This window comes from Corynebacterium marquesiae (assembly GCF_030229635.1).
In the GTDB taxonomy this organism is placed as follows: domain Bacteria; phylum Actinomycetota; class Actinomycetes; order Mycobacteriales; family Mycobacteriaceae; genus Corynebacterium; species Corynebacterium marquesiae.
Genome location: NZ_JASPII010000005.1, coordinates 67,908 through 87,100, shown reverse-complemented (window position 1 = coordinate 87,100; position 19,193 = coordinate 67,908). Strand labels below are relative to the sequence as shown.

Genomic DNA, 19,193 nt, shown 5'->3' with positions numbered 1-19,193 from the left:
CCCCGCACGACCACCACCAACCGCACCCCAGCCCCCCGAAGACACAAACAGCAACACACAGAAGGAGAAACACAATGCAAGACAACACCAACGAAATCCTCAACGAGATTCTCAACGTCCTCAAAGAAATCCAGGGTGCTGTCACCTCCGACAAGGAAACCACGGCCGACAAGTTCGCAGCCGCATTCAACCAAGCACAAGGAGAATAACCATGACCTACTTCGACGAGAACGGCTACCGCGTGTCAACGGGCCAACTCTTCGCAGCAGCAGCCGCCGAAGCACTAAACGGCCCACCACAACCCGACAAGGAAGAAGACCACCAGGAACCCAAGCCAGGGCCCCGCCGCCCGCTACCAGTTCCCGAAGCCGGAACACCAACACCATTCCGACCCAAGGGCACGGGCGAACTCTTCGCCCTCGCAATGCAAGAAGCACTCTATCGATAAGGAGAAACAACAATGCCAGCCGGAGTCCCTAGCTCATTCATCGCTACCGACACGCTCTACACGTGGAGCCGCCAAGCACTCGACAACCTCTTCCTCATGTGGGGAATCAAGAAAGACCCCGAGTGCCCCGCCGCCCGCGAAGCCATCGTCAAGCTCAACGAATGGTCAACCTTCGCAGCCATGAACGGCACACCAAACACCAGCGCCAGCATCACGAACGCTAACCCCGATGAATGGGAAGGCATCTATGACAAGTACGCAGCTGCGGCAACCCGCGCCACAATGATTGCCAACGACAACGAGTCCGTCACTAACGTACTCAACTCGCAGGCGCACCGCGCACTCACCAGCGACGAGCAAATCAACTACGTCCTCAAGACACTTCCACTCGACAAGGTTGAGAAGGAGTTCGCCAAGGCGGTTGAAGAAGTCGCACCGTACCTCGACGACCCCATGAGCGGCATCGCAGAGCACGCCACCGCGCTCTCCACCGTCGCCAAGACTAACCCTAAAATCGATGCCCTTATGGCCTACGTTGCCGAAGTAGCCCGCGCACCACGCGCCGCCGCAGTTGCTGACATCCCAGACCTCTTCGTCCTCGAATACAAACGCGGAGTAGGTGGCACCGACTCACGCATCAACTACCAAGACGAAGACGTCCACCTTCACCAACGAGTCTCCAGCGCCAAGAGCATCCAAGAAGCCAACGAGGTTCACCGAATCATTACAGGCGAATGGGAAGGAATCACCTTCTCCTTCCCACGCACCGTCGCCGAAATCCGCCGACGCGCCAAAGCCTTCAACACTGCAGGCCAAACACACGCCCTAACCAAAGAATCCGAACGAAGCGGACAAGGCCGCACCAACCCGAACAACTCACCCAAACCCCACAATCCCAACACATGGGAAGAAGGCTGGGTGAAATAAACACCACACACCCCAACCCCACCCCGGCCTACTCGCAAACTAAAACCGAGGTCAAGGGGTGCGGGCAACCCCTCCCCCCAACCCGAAATCGAGCCGGAAGGCATTGGCGCTAGGGCTGTGCCTGACCGTGGAGATCCACGCTTGCTTAGAACGGCAGGGGAGATAACCCGCCCCATGGTCGCCACAACCGCCGGAAGTCCTTGCTGCTCCCCTCGTGCACAGGTCTGGGAAATTACGGGAAACGGCACCCTGGGGGCTACCTGTCCCCGCTCCCTAAAGCGACCCCGGAAGGCAATAGGTCTCCCGCTGTTTGCAAGTTTGTGGGTTTGGGGTTGTGGGGTGGCTTGGTGCTGTTGGTGGTGTGTTTTGTGGGTTACCTTTGGGGTAGTTTTCTTGGTGAAATGATTGGAGTGATGGAGTATGCCAGGCCCGGTTGCGAGTCCGAATAGTCGGAGGAATCAGGGTAAGAATCTTGGGGGCGTGGTGCTGCCTTATGAAGGCAGGCCCGGGAAGGCCCCTGCATGGCCGTTAGAGGGCCGAGCGCCGGCCGGGTGGGCTGCACTATGGAAGATGCCCCAAGCGGTCGAATGGGAGCGTTTGAGGTGCGTTGAGGAGGTTGCTAATTATCTTCTCGTTCGCACGGCGGCGCGTGAAGCGTTAGAGCGTGGGGAGCCTAACGCGGCGTTGTTTGGTGAGGTTCGCCAGTGTGCGGATCGTTTGGGGTTGACGCCTATGAGCATGAAGCGGTTGGGGTGGGATATTGCTGTGGAGGTTAATGGTGGGGTTCGTCGTTTGGATGCGGCGCGCCAGGAGCGCTTCTTGAAGCTGCTTTAGGGCTCGTTGTTATGTTCCGGTGGCGTGTTTGTGGGGTGTGTGCGAGACTTCCTTTAGCCGTTCACCACCCCCGAGTGGACGGTTAGGTTCGGTGTTGTGTGGCCATCCCCCGGTGGCCCCGCCGAGCCGCCATAAACGATTAAAAGGTAGGTAACCAACCATTACCCTCACGTGAGCTGTTCAGGGTGGTAAATGTTTACTGCCCTCCCGCCCGTGGGCTGTACGGGTCGAACTAGGTCAGGACTTTATTCCAAAAATGGAAGAAACTTAAGCCTTTACCTGCAGGGGTCGAACCCTTAGCGGCCTGCGTTAGGAGCTACGGATAGTGTGGTGTTTGGTGGCTACAAAATGGCTACACTCGCTAGAAATTGAGGGTGATTTAGGGGTATGCGGAGAAATTAAAATGCCTAGAAAAGCGGGGTTTCTGACACTCGCAGTTCCCTTTAATCTTTCTCGTAATGAAAAGGTCGCGAGTTCGATTCTCGCAGGCGGCTCCACAGTGGCCGCAGGTGTATAGCCTGCGGCCTTTCGCGTATTCGGGGGAGGTGCGCGCTAAGCCTCGCCGTGGTTATTGAGCAGGCGCGGGACCACCTTGCCGGTGGCGTTGCGCGGGAGCTTGGCTAGGAAGTGTACGTCGCGCGGCACGGAGTGATCGGCGAGCTTGGTGCGGACCCAGTCGCGGATGGCGTCGGCGGTGAGGGCCTTTCCGGCGGCGTCGGCAGTAGGCACCGCCCACACGGCGATGCGTTGGAAGGTCTCGCTATCCTTTACGCCGCCAGCATGGACCTCGTGGATGCCGGGCATGGCCTCGAGGACCTCGGTGACGGACTGCGGGTGGACGTTTTCGCCGCCGACGATGATCATGTCATCGGCGCGGCCGACCACGTGTAGGAAGTCGTGCTCGTCGATGTAGCCCAAATCGCCGATGGAAATGAGTCCGTCCACCTTATTGAGCCGCAGGTTCGGGTTGGTATAGCCGGTCATCGCGGTGGAGTTGGTCAGGTAGATCTCTCCCACCTCGCCGCGCGGAACCGGGTGGCCCTCCTTATCGAGGATGCGCAGCTTCGTGCCCGAGGCCACGCGCCCGGCGTTGGTGGGGTTGGCGGCCACCTGATCCATGGTGGCGGTCGTCGCGAGGGCGAGCTCGGTGGATCCGTACACGTTGCACAGGATGGCGCCGAAGCGCTCATTGGTTTCCTTGACCACCTCCGGGGTCAGCGCATTGCCGGCCGAGGCGATGAATTTCAGGCTCGAGGTATCGAACTCGCCGGCCGGGTCCCGCTCCACCAAGCGCTTAAAGAAGATGGGGGAGGAGATCATGCCATCGAGGCGGTAGCGCTGGACATCGTCAAGCACTTGCTCCGCGTCGAATACGCGGCGGGTGACGATGGTATTGCGCAGGCCGAGCGCGATGTTGATGCAGGCCCAGCCCCAGGTGTGAAAAATGGAGGCGGTGAGCTGCAGGCGCTGGTCGGCGCGCCACGGAATCGTATCCACGATGGAGGCCAGCACCACCGGCAGGGTTGGCTCCGGCCGCATAATGCCCTTCGGGATGCCGGTGGTGCCGGAAGACATGAGCACAATCGGGCCGTGCTTGGGGAAGCGCGGCAGCTCCACGGCCGGTGGATTCTTCACAATCTTGTCTAACTTCGGCAGCTCGCTTGCCCCGGTATCGTGCGCGATGATGACCGGGATATCGGTGTCCACGCGGTCTACGAACTCATCATCTACCACGAGGACGTTGATACCGTTTTCCTCAATGCAGCCGGCCAACTGCTCCGGCGAAGAGCCCACGTTGAGCAGGTAAATGGAAGCGCCCGCATAGCCCTTGGCACCGAGCGGGATGACGATGCCGCGGCCGTTGCGCGCCATCACTCCAAGGCGGATTTCGGGCAGGTTCAGCGAACGGAGGTAGCGGGCGAAACCCTGGGTATGGGTGCGCAGCTGGCGGTAGGTGAGGGTGCCGTCGTCGTCGATAAGCGCTAGGCGCTCCGGGCAGGTGAGGTAGCCCTGCTCAATTTCACGCGCGGTGGTGAAGCGGTAGCGGGCCAGGTTAGGCAGCAAACTGAGCTGGGCCTTCGCGCCACCTTGGCTGCTGATAAGACCGGAGTTGAGCAGCGCCGGCACGAAGCGGCCGAGGGCTGCTGCGTGGAATTTGAAATCAGAAAAATTCACGGTTGGGGTAGCTCCAAATAGGCGAAGATAACGAAAAGATAACCATGGACGATATCGTGAGAGGGGCGGGCGGTGTTGCCGCCAACTCGAAATATGTTACAGAAGTGACTTCAGTTACCTGAAGTTACTGGTGTTTTTAGAAAAGGATTTCATTAAATCTCTGCAGCTCAAAGTCCTCTCCGTGGTGGCGTCCGCGCTGGCCGTCGTAGGCGTGGCTGTCGCGCCGCAGACCACCGCCGTGGAGCGCAACCTGGTCGCCTTCGGCGATTCCGTCTTGGCGGATCCAGATGCCGGCTCCTACTTCGCCCACCGCTACGATCCCTCTAAAGGTGTGGGCGTAGATTGCCCGACCTCCAATAACTACGCCAAGCGTGCCGGTGCCAAGCTGCGCCTTCCGGTGCGGGATTTCTCTTGCTCCGGTGCCGTGTCCATGTCTCGCGGTCCGCAGGTTTCCCAGCAGGTGGATGCGGCCATCCGCAGCGGTGCGCTGACTCCGGCTACCAACCGCGTGGTTATTACTACCGGTTTCAATGACACCTATAACCACCGCGAGCTCAACCTGCCGCAGATTCGCAAGCAGTTTGCGGACCGCACCGCGCCTCAGATTGAGCGCATCAAGCGCGCGGCCCCGAACGCCCGCGTCCAGATCGTTGGCTACCCCACCATCGGTTCTGGCCCGTACTACTGCCTCTTCCACTTCGGTCCGCGCCCGGCCGATTCCACCTTCCTGCCGCCAATCCAGGACTTTGAGAATAAGGCGCAGTGGATGCAGGTGGACTTGGCGGCACGCACCGGCGTGCAGTTCCTGGATATGAAGCCTTCCACCCGCAATAACGGCATGTGTGCCGATGCAAACCAACGCATGTGGGCTGGTCTGGTGGACTTTACTGGTGGTGACGGCAACCTGCCCATCCACATGAACCAGCGTGGCCATGAGCATGCGGCCAACGTCATCGCCCGCTCCTAAAAAGGTTTTCAATAATGCGCCGGTTTTGAAAATATCGGTACGCTCGGGCGCATGACTGTAAAAGCTGTTATTGCCCGTTCCAAGGGTGCGGAAGTCGAAACCGTCAACATTGTTGTTCCTGATCCCGGCCCTAACGACGTCATCGTGCGTGTCCAGGCCTGCGGTGTGTGCCACACCGATCTTGCCTACCGCGATGGCGATATTGAAGACGCCTTCCCCTTCCTGCTCGGCCACGAGGCCGCAGGCGTAGTAGAGACCGTAGGTTCTGCGGTCACCCACGTGGAGGAAGGCGACTTCGTCATTTTGAACTGGCGCGCCGTGTGCGGCGAGTGCCGCGCCTGCAAGAAGGGCGAGCCAAAGTACTGCTTCAATACCCACAACGCCTCCAAGAAGATGACCCTCGAGGATGGCACCGAACTTACCCCTGCGCTGGGCATCGGTTCCTTCGCGGAGAAGACCCTGGTCCACGAGGGCCAGTGCACCAAGGTGGAAGACACCGACCCGGCTGCCGCTGGCCTGCTGGGTTGCGGCATCATGGCGGGCCTCGGCGCTGCCGTGAATACCGGCGATATCCAGCTCGGCGAGTCCGTTGCCGTCTTTGGCTGCGGCGGCGTTGGCATGGCGGCCATTGCGGGCGCCAAGCTGGCGAGCGCGGCGAAAATCATCGCCGTGGATATCGATGAGTCCAAGCTGGAGACCGCCCGCGAATTCGGCGCGACCGATACCATCTGCTCCAAGGACCTTTCGGAGCAGGAGGTTATTGACGCCGTCCGCGAGCTCACCGGCGGCTTCGGCACCGATGTCTCCATCGACGCCGTGGGCATCCAGCCCACCTGGCGGCAGGCCTTCTACTCTCGCGACCACGCCGGCCGCATGGTCATGGTGGGCGTGCCGAACCTCACCGACCACGTGGACATTCCGGCCATCGACCTCTACGGCCGCGGCGGTTCCATCAAGCCTGCGTGGTACGGTGATTGCCTCCCAGAGCGCGATTTCCCCGCTTACGTAGCGCTGTCCAAGGCCGGCAACTTCCCGCTGGACAAGTTCGTCACCGAGCGCATTGCGCTTGACGACGTCGAGCAGGCCTTCGCCACCATGAAGTCCGGCAAGGTTCTGCGTTCGGTGGTGGAGTTCTAATGCGTATCGATAGCACGGTTACTTCTGGCAAGTTCCGCCTCGATGGCGGCGAATGGGATGTAGACAATAATGTCTTCGTCGTGGGCGATGACTCCAGCGTCTACGTGGTGGACCCCTCCCACGACCTCGATGCGGTAGCAGAGCTCGTGGGCGACCGTCGCGTAGAAGGCATCTTGCTCACCCACGCGCACAATGACCACTGCGAGCTCGCCCCCGAGGCCGCAAAGCGCTTCGATACCGAGGTCTACCTGCACCCGGACGATGACATGCTGTGGCAGGAGTCCAATGGCGATGCTCCGTACACGCCATTGGCGGACCGCGGTCAGTTCGATATTGGCGGCGAGAAGATTACGGTCTACCACACCCCGGGTCACTCGCCGGGCTGCGTGGTGCTGCACGTGGGCGAGACGCTGCTGTCGGGCGATACGCTCTTCAACGGCGGCCCTGGTGCCACTGGCCGCAAGTACTCCGACTTCGATGTGATCATCGAGTCGCTGAAGAACGTCGTCTTCACTCTGCCGGAGGACACTAAGGTCCTGCCAGGGCATGGCGACGCCACCACGGTGGGCGCGGAGGCCGCGCGCATCGACGAATACATCGAGCGCGGCTACTAGCCTCTAAAACGCCCGCAGGTACTCGCCGTAGCCGGACTTGAGTAACGGCTCGGCGAGTTTTTCTAGCTGGGCGCGGTCGATAAAGCCCGCCTCATATGCGGCGACCTCGGGCGATCCGATAACGATCCCGGTGCGTTTTTGCATCACCTCGACGTAGGCGGAGGCCTCGCTCATCGAGTCCACCGTTCCCGTATCGAGCCACACGCTCCCGCGGTGCAGGCGCTGGACATTGAGCTCGCCGCGGCGCAGGTACTCTTCGTTCACGGCTGTGATTTCCAGTTCGCCGCGGCCGCTGGGCTTGATGCCCCTGGCTATCTCCACCACCGAGTTGTCGTAGAAGTACAAGCCCACCACCGCGTGGTTTGACCGCGGTACCTCCGGCTTTTCCTCGATGCTCAGCGCATGGCCCGCGGCGTCGAATTCCACGACACCATAGCGTTGCGGATCCGAGACCTCGTAGGCGAAGATGATGCCGCCTTCCGGATCTTGGCAGTGGGCGAGCTCGCCGCCGAAGCCGTGGAAGATATTATCGCCGAGCACGAGTGCGACGCTGTCATCGCCAATGAAATCCTCGCCAATCAAGAAGGCCTGTGCGAGTCCCTCCGGCCGCGGCTGGACCGCGTAATCGATCATCAGCCCAAGCTGCGATCCATCGCCAAAGAGCCGCTGGAAGGCCTCCGCATCCTCCGGGGTGGTAATGATGAGGATCTCCCGAATACCCGCCTGAATGAGCGTGGTTAGCGGATAATAAATCATCGGCTTGTCATAAATGGGCATGAGCTGCTTCGAGATGCCCTTGGTAATCGGATAGAGCCGCGTGCCGGAACCGCCGGCCAGGATGATGCCTTTCATTTAATCCTCCGGGTACAGCGCCAAATACAGGGCAAGGGCCGCACGCCAATTCTGCGGCTTGAAGCCGGTAGCCTCGATTTTATCTAGCGCGAGCGTCGACTCCTTGGGGCGCGGCGCCTCGGGGCCCGCGATCTCGCGGTACTGCTCGGTGCTTACCGGAGTGACCTCGGCCGGGTCGTGGCCGAGACCGATGAACACGGCCATGGCAATCTCATCGCGGCCCACGGTATCGCCCGAGTTGGAGAGGTTATACACGCCGTAGTCCGCGTCGGAGTTGAGCAGGTGGACGATGCCCTTGGCAAGGTCCTCGGCAAACGTGGGCCGCCCGCGCTGGTCGTGGATGACCTTCGGCTCCACGCCCTTATTGGCGAGCCGGCGCATTGTGGACATGAAATTCTCACCATCACCAAAGACCCAGGAAGTACGGATGACGTAGTGCTGCGGCGCGGTTTGCGCGGCGGTATCGCCCGCGGCTTTCGACGCCCCGTATACACTGAGCGGCGACGGTAGCTCCTCCTCGGAGTGGACCTCGTTCGCCCCATCGAAGATATAGTCGCTCGAGACATGCACCAGCGTGAGTTGGTTTTCTGCGGCGATGCGCGCCAGCCGTGCGGGCGCTTCCGCGTTGACGGCCCAAGCGGCGGCGCGGTCGTTTTCGGCGCCGTTGACGTCGTTATACGCCGCGCAATTAATGATGGCCGAGTACTGCTTCCAATTCCGTTCCGGCGGATTGGTGATGTCGAAGTCGGCGTGGGTGCAGAATTCGGCGTCGGCAAGCAGGCGCTTCAACGCCCGCCCCAGCTGCCCGTTCGCGCCGGTGACGAGGATGCGCCGGGCGGGCATCGGGCTCACGTCTTTAAGAGCGGGGTGCTGCTTGTCCTTCTCCGAAATCTCGGTGGGCTCCAGCGGCCAGTCCACGATGTTGAGGTTCACCGCGGCGTAACGAGCCTCGGCCGACCAATGTTCATTCACCAGGTAGCAGTAGGAGGTTTCCTCCAGCGCCTGAAAGCCATTGGCGACGCCCCGCGGGACAAACACCGCAGTCTCCGGCCCTACCTCGTGGGTGACGACCTCGCCAAAGCTTTCCGACCCCTCGCGCAAGTCGCACCATGCGCCGAAGATCTTGCCGTGCGCCACCGAGACGAGTTTGTCCCACGGCTCGGCGTGCAGGCCGCGGGTGGCTCCGGCGTGGTTATAAGAAATATTGTTCTGCACTGGCTGGAAGCTCGCGAGCTCGGGCGCGAGCTCGGTGAGTTTTTCGCGTTGCCAATTCTCCTTGAACCAGCCGCGGTTATCGCTGTGCACGTCGAGGTCGATGATGAGCAGCCCCGGGATGGTGGTTTCGGTAATACGCATATCTACTGTCCTTGCTGCTTGTAGCGGGCTTCCACGTTTTCTTTCTCGGGCTTCCACCAGCCTTCGTTATCGCGATACCACGCGATGGTGGCTTCGAGACCGGCGCGGATATCCGTGAACCGCGGGGCCCATCCCAGCTCGCGGCGCAGCTTGGTGGCGTCCATGGCATAGCGCTGATCGTGGCCGGGGCGGTCCGCTACGTGCTCATAGAGTGCGCGCCTATTGCGGGTGTGGCCCATGATTTCGCAGATCAGCTCAATGACCTGCTTATTATTAATATCTTCTTGGTCCGCGCCGATATTGTAGGTCTCGCCGATGCGGCCCCGCTCGAGGATGGCGAGCACCGCTTTGTTGTGGTCATCGACGTGGATCCAATCGCGCACCTGCTCGCCCGTGCCGTAGAGCTTGGGCGTGTGTCCGGAGAGGATATTGGTGATTTGGCGGGGGATGAACTTCTCGATGTGCTGGTACGGCCCGTAATTATTGGAGCAGTTTGAGATGGTCGCGCGCAGCCCGAAGGAACGCACCCATGCTCGCACGAGGTGGTCAGACCCCGCCTTGGTGGCTGAGTATGGGCTGGAGGGAGCGTAGGCGGTGTGCTCGCTAAATTTGGTCGCTGCCCCGATTTCCAGATCGCCGAAAACCTCGTCAGTGGAGACATGGTGGAGGCGGGTATCGTGCTTGCGGCAGGCTTCCAGAAGGGTGAATGTGCCTACGAGGTTCGTGTGGATGAAGGGCGAGGGGTCGCGCAAAGAATTGTCGTTATGGGACTCGGCGGCAAAATGAACCACTACATCCGCAGCGGCAACGAGCGGTTCTACGGTGGCGGGATCGGCGATATCCCCCTCCACGAGGTCGATATCGAGGCCGGCGAGGTTGGCGCGGTTTCCGGCGTAGGTGAGCTTATCGAGCACCGTAACGCGGGTATCGGGGCGCGCCTGGCATATTAGGCGCACGAAATTGGCGCCGATAAAACCGGCGCCGCCAGTGACGAGCATCGTTTGCATGGTTATCCAGTGTAGGGCAGTCGGGCACGCGGCTGTGGCAGGCCGCGGGCCCCGGTCAGGCCGCGCCCGGGGGTGACGGCGGTGGCGAAGGCGGATCGGTGAGCCTGCGGGCCGGGGCTTGTTCCGCTGCCGGGTGGTCGTTGACTTCTACGGTGGGCGATAAGCCGCTGGTGTGAGCAGCTCGGGAGCCCACCCGGCCGGTGGCGGGGTCCCGCTCGGCGTGACCCATTCCGTTGCGGCCATCGCGGTAGTCGTTATTGTCCACGTGGTGCCGGCGGCACAGCAGCGTGAGATTCTTTAGGTCAGTGGTACCACCGTGTGACCAGGCTTGGAGATGGTGGACATCGCAGTCCTGCCACGGACGGTGACACTCTGGGTGCGTGCAGACGAGTTCGGAGGCAGCTAGGGCGAGCTTCTGCCAAAGGGAAGCGGTGCGCTTGGTGCGGCCAAGCTCGAGGGGGAAGCCCTTGTCGTCCACGGCACAGAAGAAATCGTGCCGCGCGCCGCCGAGGCGGAGAAGGTCGAGCGGGGTGAGCTCGATGCCGGTGCTGGTGGCGAAGCGGGTATCACCGCCCATTGCCTCCAGTTCCTCCAAGGTGGTGGCGACGAAGAAGGAACCGAGTCCGTCGGAGTTCTTTTGGGTGGCGGAAAGGTAGCTCGACAGGGCAGCGGTTAGTTGGTCCGCCATGCGCTGGGCATAGGTGCGGGTATCATCCTCGGCGCTGAGGTCCGCGCTGCCCTTATTCTTCGCGGGAGCAAAGGTGCTGGCGAGGATGGCAGCTGCGGAGGCGTCTAGGTAGCCGGAGATGTGCACGCCGCCGTCAGCGTCTTGGCGGGAGATGCTAAAGCGGCGCTTGCGGGTAGCGGCGTGCGGGTCGGGCTCGCCTGCTGGGTTGAGAGCGTGCTTATTCGCTTTGCGGATGGCCTTGCGTAGCCACTCGCGCAGGGAATCGAAGGAGCGGCGCTTGGCCTGTTCGAGGGCTTGGTTGCGCAGCTCGCTCGGTCCGGGGATGGCGTATTTGCTGAGGCTACGCAGTTCGTTCTCGATGAGGTTGAGGATGCGCTCGGGGATAGGCTCTTCCTCAAAGAGCTTCTTGCGGCGCTTCTCTTCCTCGCGGCGCTCGCGGTCGGCGCGGCGGCGAGCTTCCTCTTCGGCTTGGGCGCGTGCGGCTTCGTTGGCATCGGGGTCCGCAGGGGGAGCCGGCTCCGGATCGGGGATGGGTGCGAAGAGGTTGCGTCCATTGCGGAGGCGGGCAGCGGCTTCGGCATCGGTAAGACCTAGGCGCGTGGTCAGGTAGTCCTTGGCCTTGGAAGAACCAACGCGGCGGCCGGCGTCATCCCGCTCCGCGATGAAAGCGAAGGCGGCGTCGATGGCGGACTTATTTCCTAGCGCCCGCTCCAAGTGTTCGAAATGTGGATGAAGAAGCTCGAAAGACAGATCGGAGGGATCTTGCATGAGGCTGCGCAGCTGGGTGAGCCCAGTGGCAACCTGCGCGATGGCGGAGTCTATCTCCGCGTGCTTGGTGGTTTGCATGATTCCTCCCTTCCTGTTCGTTTACATGTTCTATTTTACCCAAATAAAACACCCCGTCAACAGGAAAGAAGGAATTGGTCAATAGATTAGACATTCCCCAAGGAAACGCAGCCAAAACCCCGTAAGGTGGGGCCAAAACCACTAATTCGGGAAGGGGGGAAGGGCTTTCTGGTTGAGCCAGGCGTCTACGGTGGCGTCGAAAAGCGCGGCATCAGGAGCGGCGGCGCGGAAGGTATCCAACAACATGGAAGGCTCCACCACCGAATGTTGGTGCTCGGTGAGGTAGCTGCGGAGGGTGCCAAAGAAGGCGTCGCCAAGCAGGCGGTGAATGGCATGCACAGCCAAGGCGCCGCGCTTATACACGCGGTCATCGAACATATCGCGCGCACCCGGATCAGAAACGGTGAGGTCTTGTGCCTTGCGTCCCAAGACGTGGTAATGGGAACGCGCCGCCTCGTGCGCGGTGGTCTCGCCCTTATGCTCGGCCCATAGCCACTCGCTGTAGCAGGCAAAGCCCTCGTTGAGCCAGATATCCTTCCACTCGCTCAGGCCCACGGAATTGCCGAACCACTGGTGCGAGAGCTCGTGCGCAATAAGGCGCTCGAAGGCGTGGTCACCCTTAATATGGTTGGAGCCAAAGATGGACAGGCCCTGCGCCTCCAGCGGGATTTCCAGCTCATCTTCCGTGATGACCACCTGATAATCCGCAAATGGGTAGGGGCCATAGAGGGAGGAGAAGAAGTCCACCATTTCCTGCTGCTGGGCAAACTCATTCAGCACGCGATCGCGCAGTGCGGCCGGCGCCCAAGCGCGCGTGGAAGGTCCCAAATCAAAATTAGAGAACTCTCCTACCTGCACCGTCGCCAGATAGGTGGCCATGGGCTGGCGGGTGCGGTAGTGCCAGCGCGTGGTGGAACCGCCTGCTCGGCGGGAGACAAGGTCACCATTAGATACCACGATGAATGGATCATCGGCCGTAATGATGATGTCATAGAGTGCCTTGGCAGAAGGCGTATCGTCGCAGGGGAACCAGCTCGGCGCGCCATTAGGCTGGCTGGCCACCAGCGAACCGGACTCGGTTTCTTCCCAGCCAATCTCGCCCCAGGTGGTGCGGATCGGCCGCGGGCTGCCGCCGTAGCGAATCACCAGCTCAAACTCCGTGCCTGCCGCAATCTCTTCTGCGAAACGCAGGCGCAGTTTGCCGGAGGACTGGCGGAATTTAGCTACCCGCGGCGCGCCCTGTGCGGTCACGCGCCGGGCCACCATCGCCCCGCCTAGATCCAGGGTCAGGGACGCCAAATCTTCATCGGCCCGGATGGCCAAAGTAGCCTCGCCGTGGAGGAGGTTGGGCTCCACGCGGTAGGTCAGATCCAGCGTGTAGTGGGAAACCTCGAAACCGAGATTAAAATCCACGCCGGTATAAGGATCAGTGTGGGCACGCGAAAGGGCGGTAGGAAGCAACTTCATAATGCTGCAAGCCTACCGCCCTTTTAGCCGCGGAAAGAAACGAGCTTATTTATTGAAAGCGCGCTCGAAGACCGGCCAGGAGTCCTTAAGGTCCGCAATCCAGTGCGGCCAGGAGTGGGTGCCGGTATTGCGGAAGTTATAGGTTGCCGGGATGCCAGCCTGGTCCAGCTTGGCTTTGAAGTTGTGGGTGCAGTAGTTCACGCCAGCCTCGATGGCGCCGCCTTCACCCTGCAGAATAGCGGAGCCTGCAGCGGCTGCCATAGGGTTCGTACCCTTAGCCACGTGGTAGGAGAAGGTATCCTCCTTGCCTGCCAACCCAGAACCGGAAGAGATGTACAGCTCCGTGCCGCGCAGCTTCTCGTGGTTCATCATCGCGTCGTTATAGCGGTTCGTGGGGGAGCCGAATGGGCCCCACATCTGCTCCGTGGTCGCACCACCGCGGTTAACGGTGAGCTCAACGGCCTTGTGCTCTACCGGGTAAGCGGTGGCCGCGCAGCCGGCGTAGGAACCAACGGCGTCGTAGAAGCCCTGGTTGTGCTCCGCCAGCAGCAGGGAGGAGGTTGCGGACATGGACATGCCCGCAATAGCGCGGTGGTTATCGGCCTTGATGTGGCCCTCGATGGCGCCCGGCAGTTCCTTGGTAAGGAAGGTTTCCCACTTCTGCGGGCCCTTGAGGTACTTGGAGTTCGGCTCGGATACCCAGTCGGTGTAGTAGGAGAAAGCACCGGCCTGCGGGATGACCACATTGACGTTCTTGGAGTGGTAGAAATCGACGGCGTCAGAAAGCTTCAGCCAGTCCATGTCCTGCTCCGCGCCGCCTGCGCCATTGAGCAGGTAGATGGTCGGGCGGTTCTCATCCTTCGCGCGAATGACGGCCAGCGGAATCTTGCGGCCGTTCATGGCAGGGGAGGTGGCCTGCAGCTTTTCGACGCGCGGATCGTCCTTGTACTTCTGGTACCAAGTCTGCTGCTCCAGCTCCGGGGTGACCTCCAACGGGGCCAAGGTGGACTGGGCGGCGTTGCCTGCTACCTGCTGCGGGGTGAGCTGTGCGGCCCCCGCCATCGGGGCGCAGGCCAAGCCTGCACACACGGCGGTGGCGGCAAGGGTGGAGCTAAGACGCTTCATAGTGCTTCTTTCCTGTAGAAATTAACTTATTGGTTATACCTCGTCGCTGCATGTCGTCCAGCTTCGGCCCCCTGCTTTTGGCGAAGTCCTTACCTGGGGCGGACCAGCGGCTTTCGGGTCAATGCGTATAGTAGCACCAGTACGATGATTCGGCTCCGCGAAGGCGTTTTACCTTGGCGAAGATAGGGCGCACAGCGGGAGTGTTAGCAAGACTCTATGCCTTAATAGCCCTTTTAATGTAGCAAAACCTGTGGCGCATGTGGTTTGTGTGTCATAATTTCGAACGCAGCGCTCATGTAACGGCAGCGCTATAATTCCCGTTAGTTCTAAACGTGTGAATAATGCGGTCCCAACTGCGGGCCCATCCCTCGCTCTAGGCAAGTAAAAACACAGAAAGAAGCATAATGAACGTTTTCGATTCCATCCTCGTATCCATCAATGAAGTTCTGGGCCAGTTCCTGCACATGGGTTCCTCCATGTCCTCCGCCGCCGCATTGGCTCTCGGCCTGTTCTAAAACACCGAGCCCATAGCCCTGCGTGGGGGCGTCGCGCGCTTGCCGACGCCACCGTGCAGGGCCTTTGTACGTTTTACCCCCGAAGCGTGGGGGACTCGGGCACAAGAGTGTGACCCAATGCGCGACATGGAGGGCAAAGTTACGTATCCTAAAGGGCGTGACTAATGAACATTATGACGTAGTAGTACTCGGCGCGGGCCCTGGCGGCTACGTGGCCGCCATCCGTGCAGCTCAGCTTGGTAAGAAAGTTGCCGTAATCGAGAAGCAGTACTGGGGCGGTGTCTGCCTCAACGTAGGCTGCATCCCTTCCAAGGCGCTGCTGAAGAACGCTGAGGTTGCCCACACCTTCAACCACGAGGCTAAGGACTTCGGCATTTCCGGCGATGTCTCCTTCGACTTCGGTGTTGCCCACAAGCGTTCCCGCAAGGTTTCCGCGGGCATCGTCAAGGGTGTCCATTACCTGATGAAGAAGAACAAGATCACCGAGATCAACGGCCTTGGCTCCTTCAAGGACGATAAGACCATCGAAATCACCGATGGTGATGACAAGGGTAAGACCGTCACCTTCGATGACTGCATCATCGCTACCGGCTCCGTGGTCAAGTCCCTGCCGGGCGTAGAGCTCGGCGGCAATATCGTGTCCTACGAGGAGCAGATCCTCAACGATGAGGCCCCGAAGTCCATGGTCATCGTAGGCGCCGGCGCCATCGGCATGGAATTTGCTTATGTTCTGGCCAACTACGGCGTGGACGTTACCATCGTGGAGTTCATGGACCGCGTCCTGCCGAACGAGGACAAGGACGTCTCCAAGGCCATTGCCAAGGAGTACAAGAAGCTCGGCGTCAAGCTGCTGACCGGCTACAAGACCACCTCCGTGAAGGACAACGGCGATAATGTCACCGTTGAGGTGGAGTCCAAGGACGGCTCCAAGCAGGACACTCTCACCGTGGACCGTGCCATGATCTCCATCGGCTTCGCCCCGCGCACCGAGGGCTTCGGCCTGGAGAACACCGGCGTTGAGCTCACCGAGCGCGGCGCTATTGCCATCGATGACACCATGCGTACCAACGTCGACCATATCTACGCCATCGGTGACGTCACCGCGAAGCTGCAGCTCGCCCACGTTGCTGAGGCCCAGGGCGTTGTGGCTGCAGAGACCATCGCCGGCGTGGAGACCCAGCTTTTGGGCGACTACATGAATATGCCGCGCGCTACCTTCTGCAACCCGCAGGTCGCTTCCTTCGGCTACACCGAAGAGGCTGCCAAGGAGAAGTTCGCGGACCGCGACATTAAGGTCGCTACCTTCCCGTTCTCCGCTAACGGCAAGGCTGCTGGCCTCAATGAGACCGCGGGCTTTGTCAAGCTCATCGCGGACGGCGAGTACGGCGAGCTCATCGGCGGCCACATGGTGGGCTCCAACGTTTCCGAGCTGCTGCCGGAGCTGACCCTGGCGCAGCGCTTCGACCTCACCGCTGAGGAAATCGGCCGCAACGTTCACACCCACCCGACCCTCTCTGAGGCCATGAAGGAAGCTGCCGAGGGTATTGGCGGCCACATGATTAACCTCTAAGCAGGGCTGCTTGCCGACGTCGCCTTTGAGTGCGACGCCAGCGGCACCGCAGCGTTCGCCCCTCGTTGGAGGGGGGCGGGCCGCGGTGCCGCTCTTTTATGTGCATTCTACCGGGGTGGAAGCGTTAGTACGGTGCCACGGCGGATCGGTGGGCGTCGACGTTGATGACTTCATTAATGGGCGGGAAGGCGCGTTGCGCGCAATTTTCGCGCGGGCAAGTGCGGCAACCGGAGCCGATAGGGGTAGCAGAAGAGAGATCTTTGAGGTCGAGACCCTCTGCGTAGACGGTGCGGTCAGCGTGGCGAGCCTCGCAGCCTAGGCCAATGGCGAAGAGCTTATTGGTATCGCCAAAGCGACCCTGGTGGTGCTGGACGGCGCGGGAGATCCACAGGTAATTGCGGCCATCGGGCATCTGCGCCAGCTGGCGGGAGATAATGCCGGGCTGGGTGAAGGTCTCGTAGACATTCCACAGCGGACAGGTGCCGCCGTTATTGGAAAAGTGCACGCCGGTGGCGGATTGGCGCTTGGACATATTGCCTGCGCGGTCGACGCGGACAAAAGTAAAAGGAATGCCGCGCAGGTTATCGCGCTGCAGGGTGGACAGGCGGGAGGCCACGGATTCATAGCCCACGCCGAAGACCTGGCAGAGGTATTCTACGTCGTAGCCGGAGCGCTCGGCTTCGGAATGCATCAGTGCATAGGGCATCACGGTGGCGGCGGCGAAGTAGCTGGCCAAGCCGCGCTGTGCGAGGTTGCGCGAAGCATCCGAGGTAAACGGCTCTTCCCCCACTAGGGCGGCGATGTCCTCCCCGGCCTCGAGGAAGCTCAGCTCCGCGGCCATGCGGAAGGCGCGCTGGCCTTCGCTCAGGCGCGACGCGAGCCGGAACTCGCCGGTCTCGCGGTTAAAGCTGTGTAGCGTGCCATCCATCTGGGAAGTGATGTGGATATCTACGTTGTGGCGATCGCGCAGGCGCTGGGCCAGGGCGTGTTCGGTGTCGCGAATGCCGAAGTGGGTGACCGAGAGGGCGTCGGCAAGCTGCTCTGCATGGTGGTCCAGGTTGTCCAAGTAGTTTTGGCGAGCGTAGAAGAAATCGCGCACCTCGTCGTGCGGCATGGATAGGGCCTGGGTGGCCTCGGTGGTGCGGCGGGCATCGGTGGCCAGTGAGAGCTTATCGCGCACATTGCGGTAGCGACGGTGGACGTCTACCAGCGTGCGAGCCACGGTGGGGTGGTTATAGACCAGCTCGGAGAGCTCCTGCAGCTCGACAGGGGAGGGGCAGAGCTCCTTGTCCTGGATGACGTCCTGGATCTCGGCAAGAAGGCGGGAGTCGTCATCACGGGAGAAGAAGGTGGCATCGACGCCGAAGACCTCCGTGATGCGCAGGAGCACCGGGACGGTGAGCGGCCGGACGTCGTGCTCGATCTGATTGACGTAGCTGGCGGAGAGCCCCAGCGTCGCAGCAAGGGAAGCCTGACTGAGATCGCGCTCACGGCGAAGTTGGCGAAGGCGGGATCCCACATACGTCTTACTCATGCCGGCAAGGTTACTGGCTGGCCTGCGGGTGTGCACCCTAATCGCAAAGATCTTGCAAAGAATGTTCACCTCCCTGTGGGCTGCATGTGGGTTTCATGCGAAAGTTTGACGCATAAAGGGGTAAGGCAGTCACTCTAGTAACACCGAGTGACCAAGTTCACAATTGCGGAGGAAATTACGCAACGTCAATATTGCGGAATTCCGAGCAGCCAAGGTAGTGACGTTTTGCCCCGAGGCTTTTAAGGCAACCCTTACCTAAAAGAATTCTGACTTTAACCGTACCGCCGTACCGTTAGGTGAAACACCGCCGGAATTGACTGGTAACCAGCGGTTAAGCCCGGTTAAGGTGAGGACGACAATGGAGGTGTCATGACTTTAAGAAATCCCGACCGTGAGGCAGTAGCTCACGGCCACATTACTAACGAACCAATCCGTCAGAAGCCGGGAGTGCCCTCCTGGGTTCTGAAGCTCATCATGGCCGTCACAGGCCTGCTTTTCGCCCTCTTCGTTGTTGGCCACATGGCCGGCAACCTGAAGTTGTACTTGCCGGCGCACGGCGGCGAAGAGGCGCTGGATGAATACGGTGCATTCCTGCGCTCCATGGGCGAGCCGTTGTTCCCGCATGAGGGCGCACTGTGGATCATCCGCGCCGTCCTGCTGGTTGCCATCATCGCCCATATCTACGGCGCGATCGCTCTGACTGCCCGCTCCAAGGCATCCCGCGGCAAGTTCCGCCGCAGCAACCTCATGGGTGGCCTAGATTCCTTCGCCACCAAGACCATGCTGGTCTCCGGCATCGTCTTGTTGCTGTTCATCATCTTCCACCTGCTGGACCTGACCATGGGCGTACAGCCCATCGCCCCAGGTGACTTCGCAGAGGGTGCGGTGAAGGCCAACATGATTGCTACCTTCAGCCGCTGGCCGGTCACCATCGTGTACGTGATTGCCATGTGCTTCCTGTTTCTGCACCTCACCCACGGCATTCGCCTTGCCGCCTCTGACCTGGGTATCACCGGTGCGAAGTGGCGTCAGACCTTCCTGATCCTGGCGTACGTCATCCCGGCCGTTGTCTGCATCGGCAACATCGTTATGCCTTTGTCCGTTGCCCTGGGCTTGGTCAGCTAAAGGAGT

At 60.8% G+C, this 19,193-nt stretch carries 16 protein-coding genes; 8 read left to right on the top strand and 8 right to left on the bottom strand.

Going from position 1 to position 19,193, the window contains the following annotated elements:
- Positions 1–74: 74 nt before the first annotated feature.
- Genes QP971_RS04830 through QP971_RS04820 form a run of 3 tightly spaced genes read left to right on the top strand, consistent with a single transcriptional unit; the run spans position 75 to position 1,375 of the window.
- Positions 75–209, top strand: a complete 135-nt coding sequence (locus QP971_RS04830) for a hypothetical protein (RefSeq protein ID WP_284810993.1) — start codon at positions 75–77, stop codon at positions 207–209.
- A gap of 2 nt (positions 210–211) precedes the next feature.
- Positions 212–448: a hypothetical protein gene (locus QP971_RS04825; RefSeq protein ID WP_284810992.1), complete on the top strand. Its 237-nt coding sequence runs from the start codon at positions 212–214 to the stop codon at positions 446–448.
- 12 nt (positions 449–460) lie between these two features.
- Positions 461–1,375, top strand: coding sequence for a hypothetical protein (locus QP971_RS04820; protein WP_284810991.1), 915 nt, complete (start codon positions 461–463; stop codon positions 1,373–1,375).
- A gap of 1,386 nt (positions 1,376–2,761) precedes the next feature.
- Here QP971_RS04820 and QP971_RS04815 read toward each other — a convergent pair.
- Positions 2,762–4,384, bottom strand: coding sequence for an AMP-binding protein (locus tag QP971_RS04815; protein WP_284810990.1), 1,623 nt, complete (start codon positions 4,382–4,384; stop codon positions 2,762–2,764).
- Between the two features lie 130 nt (positions 4,385–4,514).
- Here QP971_RS04815 and QP971_RS04810 point away from each other — a divergent pair, with 130 nt between their 5' ends.
- The 3 genes from QP971_RS04810 to QP971_RS04800 are packed head-to-tail and all read left to right on the top strand — an operon-like array spanning position 4,515 to position 7,102.
- Positions 4,515–5,351 carry a GDSL-type esterase/lipase family protein gene (locus tag QP971_RS04810; RefSeq protein ID WP_284810989.1) on the top strand — a complete coding sequence of 279 codons (837 nt, stop codon included), beginning with the start codon at positions 4,515–4,517 and terminating at the stop codon, positions 5,349–5,351.
- 51 nt (positions 5,352–5,402) lie between these two features.
- Entirely contained in the window at positions 5,403–6,488 is a 1,086-nt protein-coding gene (locus QP971_RS04805) for an S-(hydroxymethyl)mycothiol dehydrogenase (protein ID WP_049377810.1), read from the top strand.
- Positions 6,488–7,102 carry an MBL fold metallo-hydrolase gene (locus QP971_RS04800; protein ID WP_269953735.1) on the top strand — a complete coding sequence of 205 codons (615 nt, stop codon included), beginning with the start codon at positions 6,488–6,490 and terminating at the stop codon, positions 7,100–7,102. The genes QP971_RS04805 and QP971_RS04800 overlap by 1 nt, the downstream gene beginning before the upstream one ends.
- Positions 7,103–7,105: 3 nt before the next feature.
- Here the strand turns inward: QP971_RS04800 and rfbA are convergent, their stop codons facing one another.
- The 6 genes from rfbA to QP971_RS04770 all read right to left on the bottom strand — a co-directional run bounded on the left by rfbA (position 7,106) and on the right by QP971_RS04770 (position 14,443).
- Positions 7,106–7,954 carry a glucose-1-phosphate thymidylyltransferase RfbA gene (gene rfbA, locus QP971_RS04795; protein ID WP_049377811.1) on the bottom strand — a complete coding sequence of 283 codons (849 nt, stop codon included), beginning with the start codon at positions 7,952–7,954 and terminating at the stop codon, positions 7,106–7,108.
- Positions 7,955–9,310: a dTDP-4-dehydrorhamnose reductase gene (gene rfbD, locus QP971_RS04790; RefSeq protein ID WP_284810988.1), complete on the bottom strand. Its 1,356-nt coding sequence runs from the start codon at positions 9,308–9,310 to the stop codon at positions 7,955–7,957. It abuts the gene before it with no gap.
- A gap of 2 nt (positions 9,311–9,312) precedes the next feature.
- Positions 9,313–10,317 (bottom strand): dTDP-glucose 4,6-dehydratase, encoded by a 1,005-nt coding sequence (gene rfbB / locus QP971_RS04785; RefSeq protein WP_239274082.1) that lies wholly within the window; start codon positions 10,315–10,317, stop codon positions 9,313–9,315.
- A 55-nt stretch (positions 10,318–10,372) separates the two neighbouring features.
- Positions 10,373–11,851, bottom strand: coding sequence for an HNH endonuclease signature motif containing protein (locus tag QP971_RS04780; RefSeq protein ID WP_284810987.1), 1,479 nt, complete (start codon positions 11,849–11,851; stop codon positions 10,373–10,375).
- A 141-nt stretch (positions 11,852–11,992) separates the two neighbouring features.
- On the bottom strand, positions 11,993–13,318 hold the full coding sequence (locus tag QP971_RS04775) for a M1 family metallopeptidase (protein ID WP_284787660.1): 1,326 nt from the start codon (positions 13,316–13,318) through the stop codon (positions 11,993–11,995).
- Positions 13,319–13,363: 45 nt separating this feature from the next.
- Complete coding sequence (locus tag QP971_RS04770; RefSeq protein ID WP_284791621.1) at positions 13,364–14,443, bottom strand: alpha/beta hydrolase; 1,080 nt, start codon at positions 14,441–14,443, stop codon at positions 13,364–13,366.
- 672 nt (positions 14,444–15,115) lie between these two features.
- Between QP971_RS04770 and lpdA the strand changes: the two genes are divergently transcribed.
- Positions 15,116–16,528, top strand: a complete 1,413-nt coding sequence (gene lpdA, locus QP971_RS04765; RefSeq protein ID WP_049377818.1) for a dihydrolipoyl dehydrogenase — start codon at positions 15,116–15,118, stop codon at positions 16,526–16,528.
- Positions 16,529–16,652: 124 nt separating this feature from the next.
- Here lpdA and ramB read toward each other — a convergent pair whose 3' ends face one another.
- Positions 16,653–18,062 carry an acetate metabolism transcriptional regulator RamB gene (gene ramB / locus QP971_RS04760; protein WP_284787664.1) on the bottom strand — a complete coding sequence of 470 codons (1,410 nt, stop codon included), beginning with the start codon at positions 18,060–18,062 and terminating at the stop codon, positions 16,653–16,655.
- 369 nt (positions 18,063–18,431) lie between these two features.
- On the opposite strand from ramB, the gene QP971_RS04755 reads away from it, so the two are divergent.
- Complete coding sequence (locus QP971_RS04755) at positions 18,432–19,187, top strand: succinate dehydrogenase cytochrome b subunit (protein WP_225746055.1); 756 nt, start codon at positions 18,432–18,434, stop codon at positions 19,185–19,187.
- The last annotated feature ends 6 nt before the right edge of the window (positions 19,188–19,193 follow it).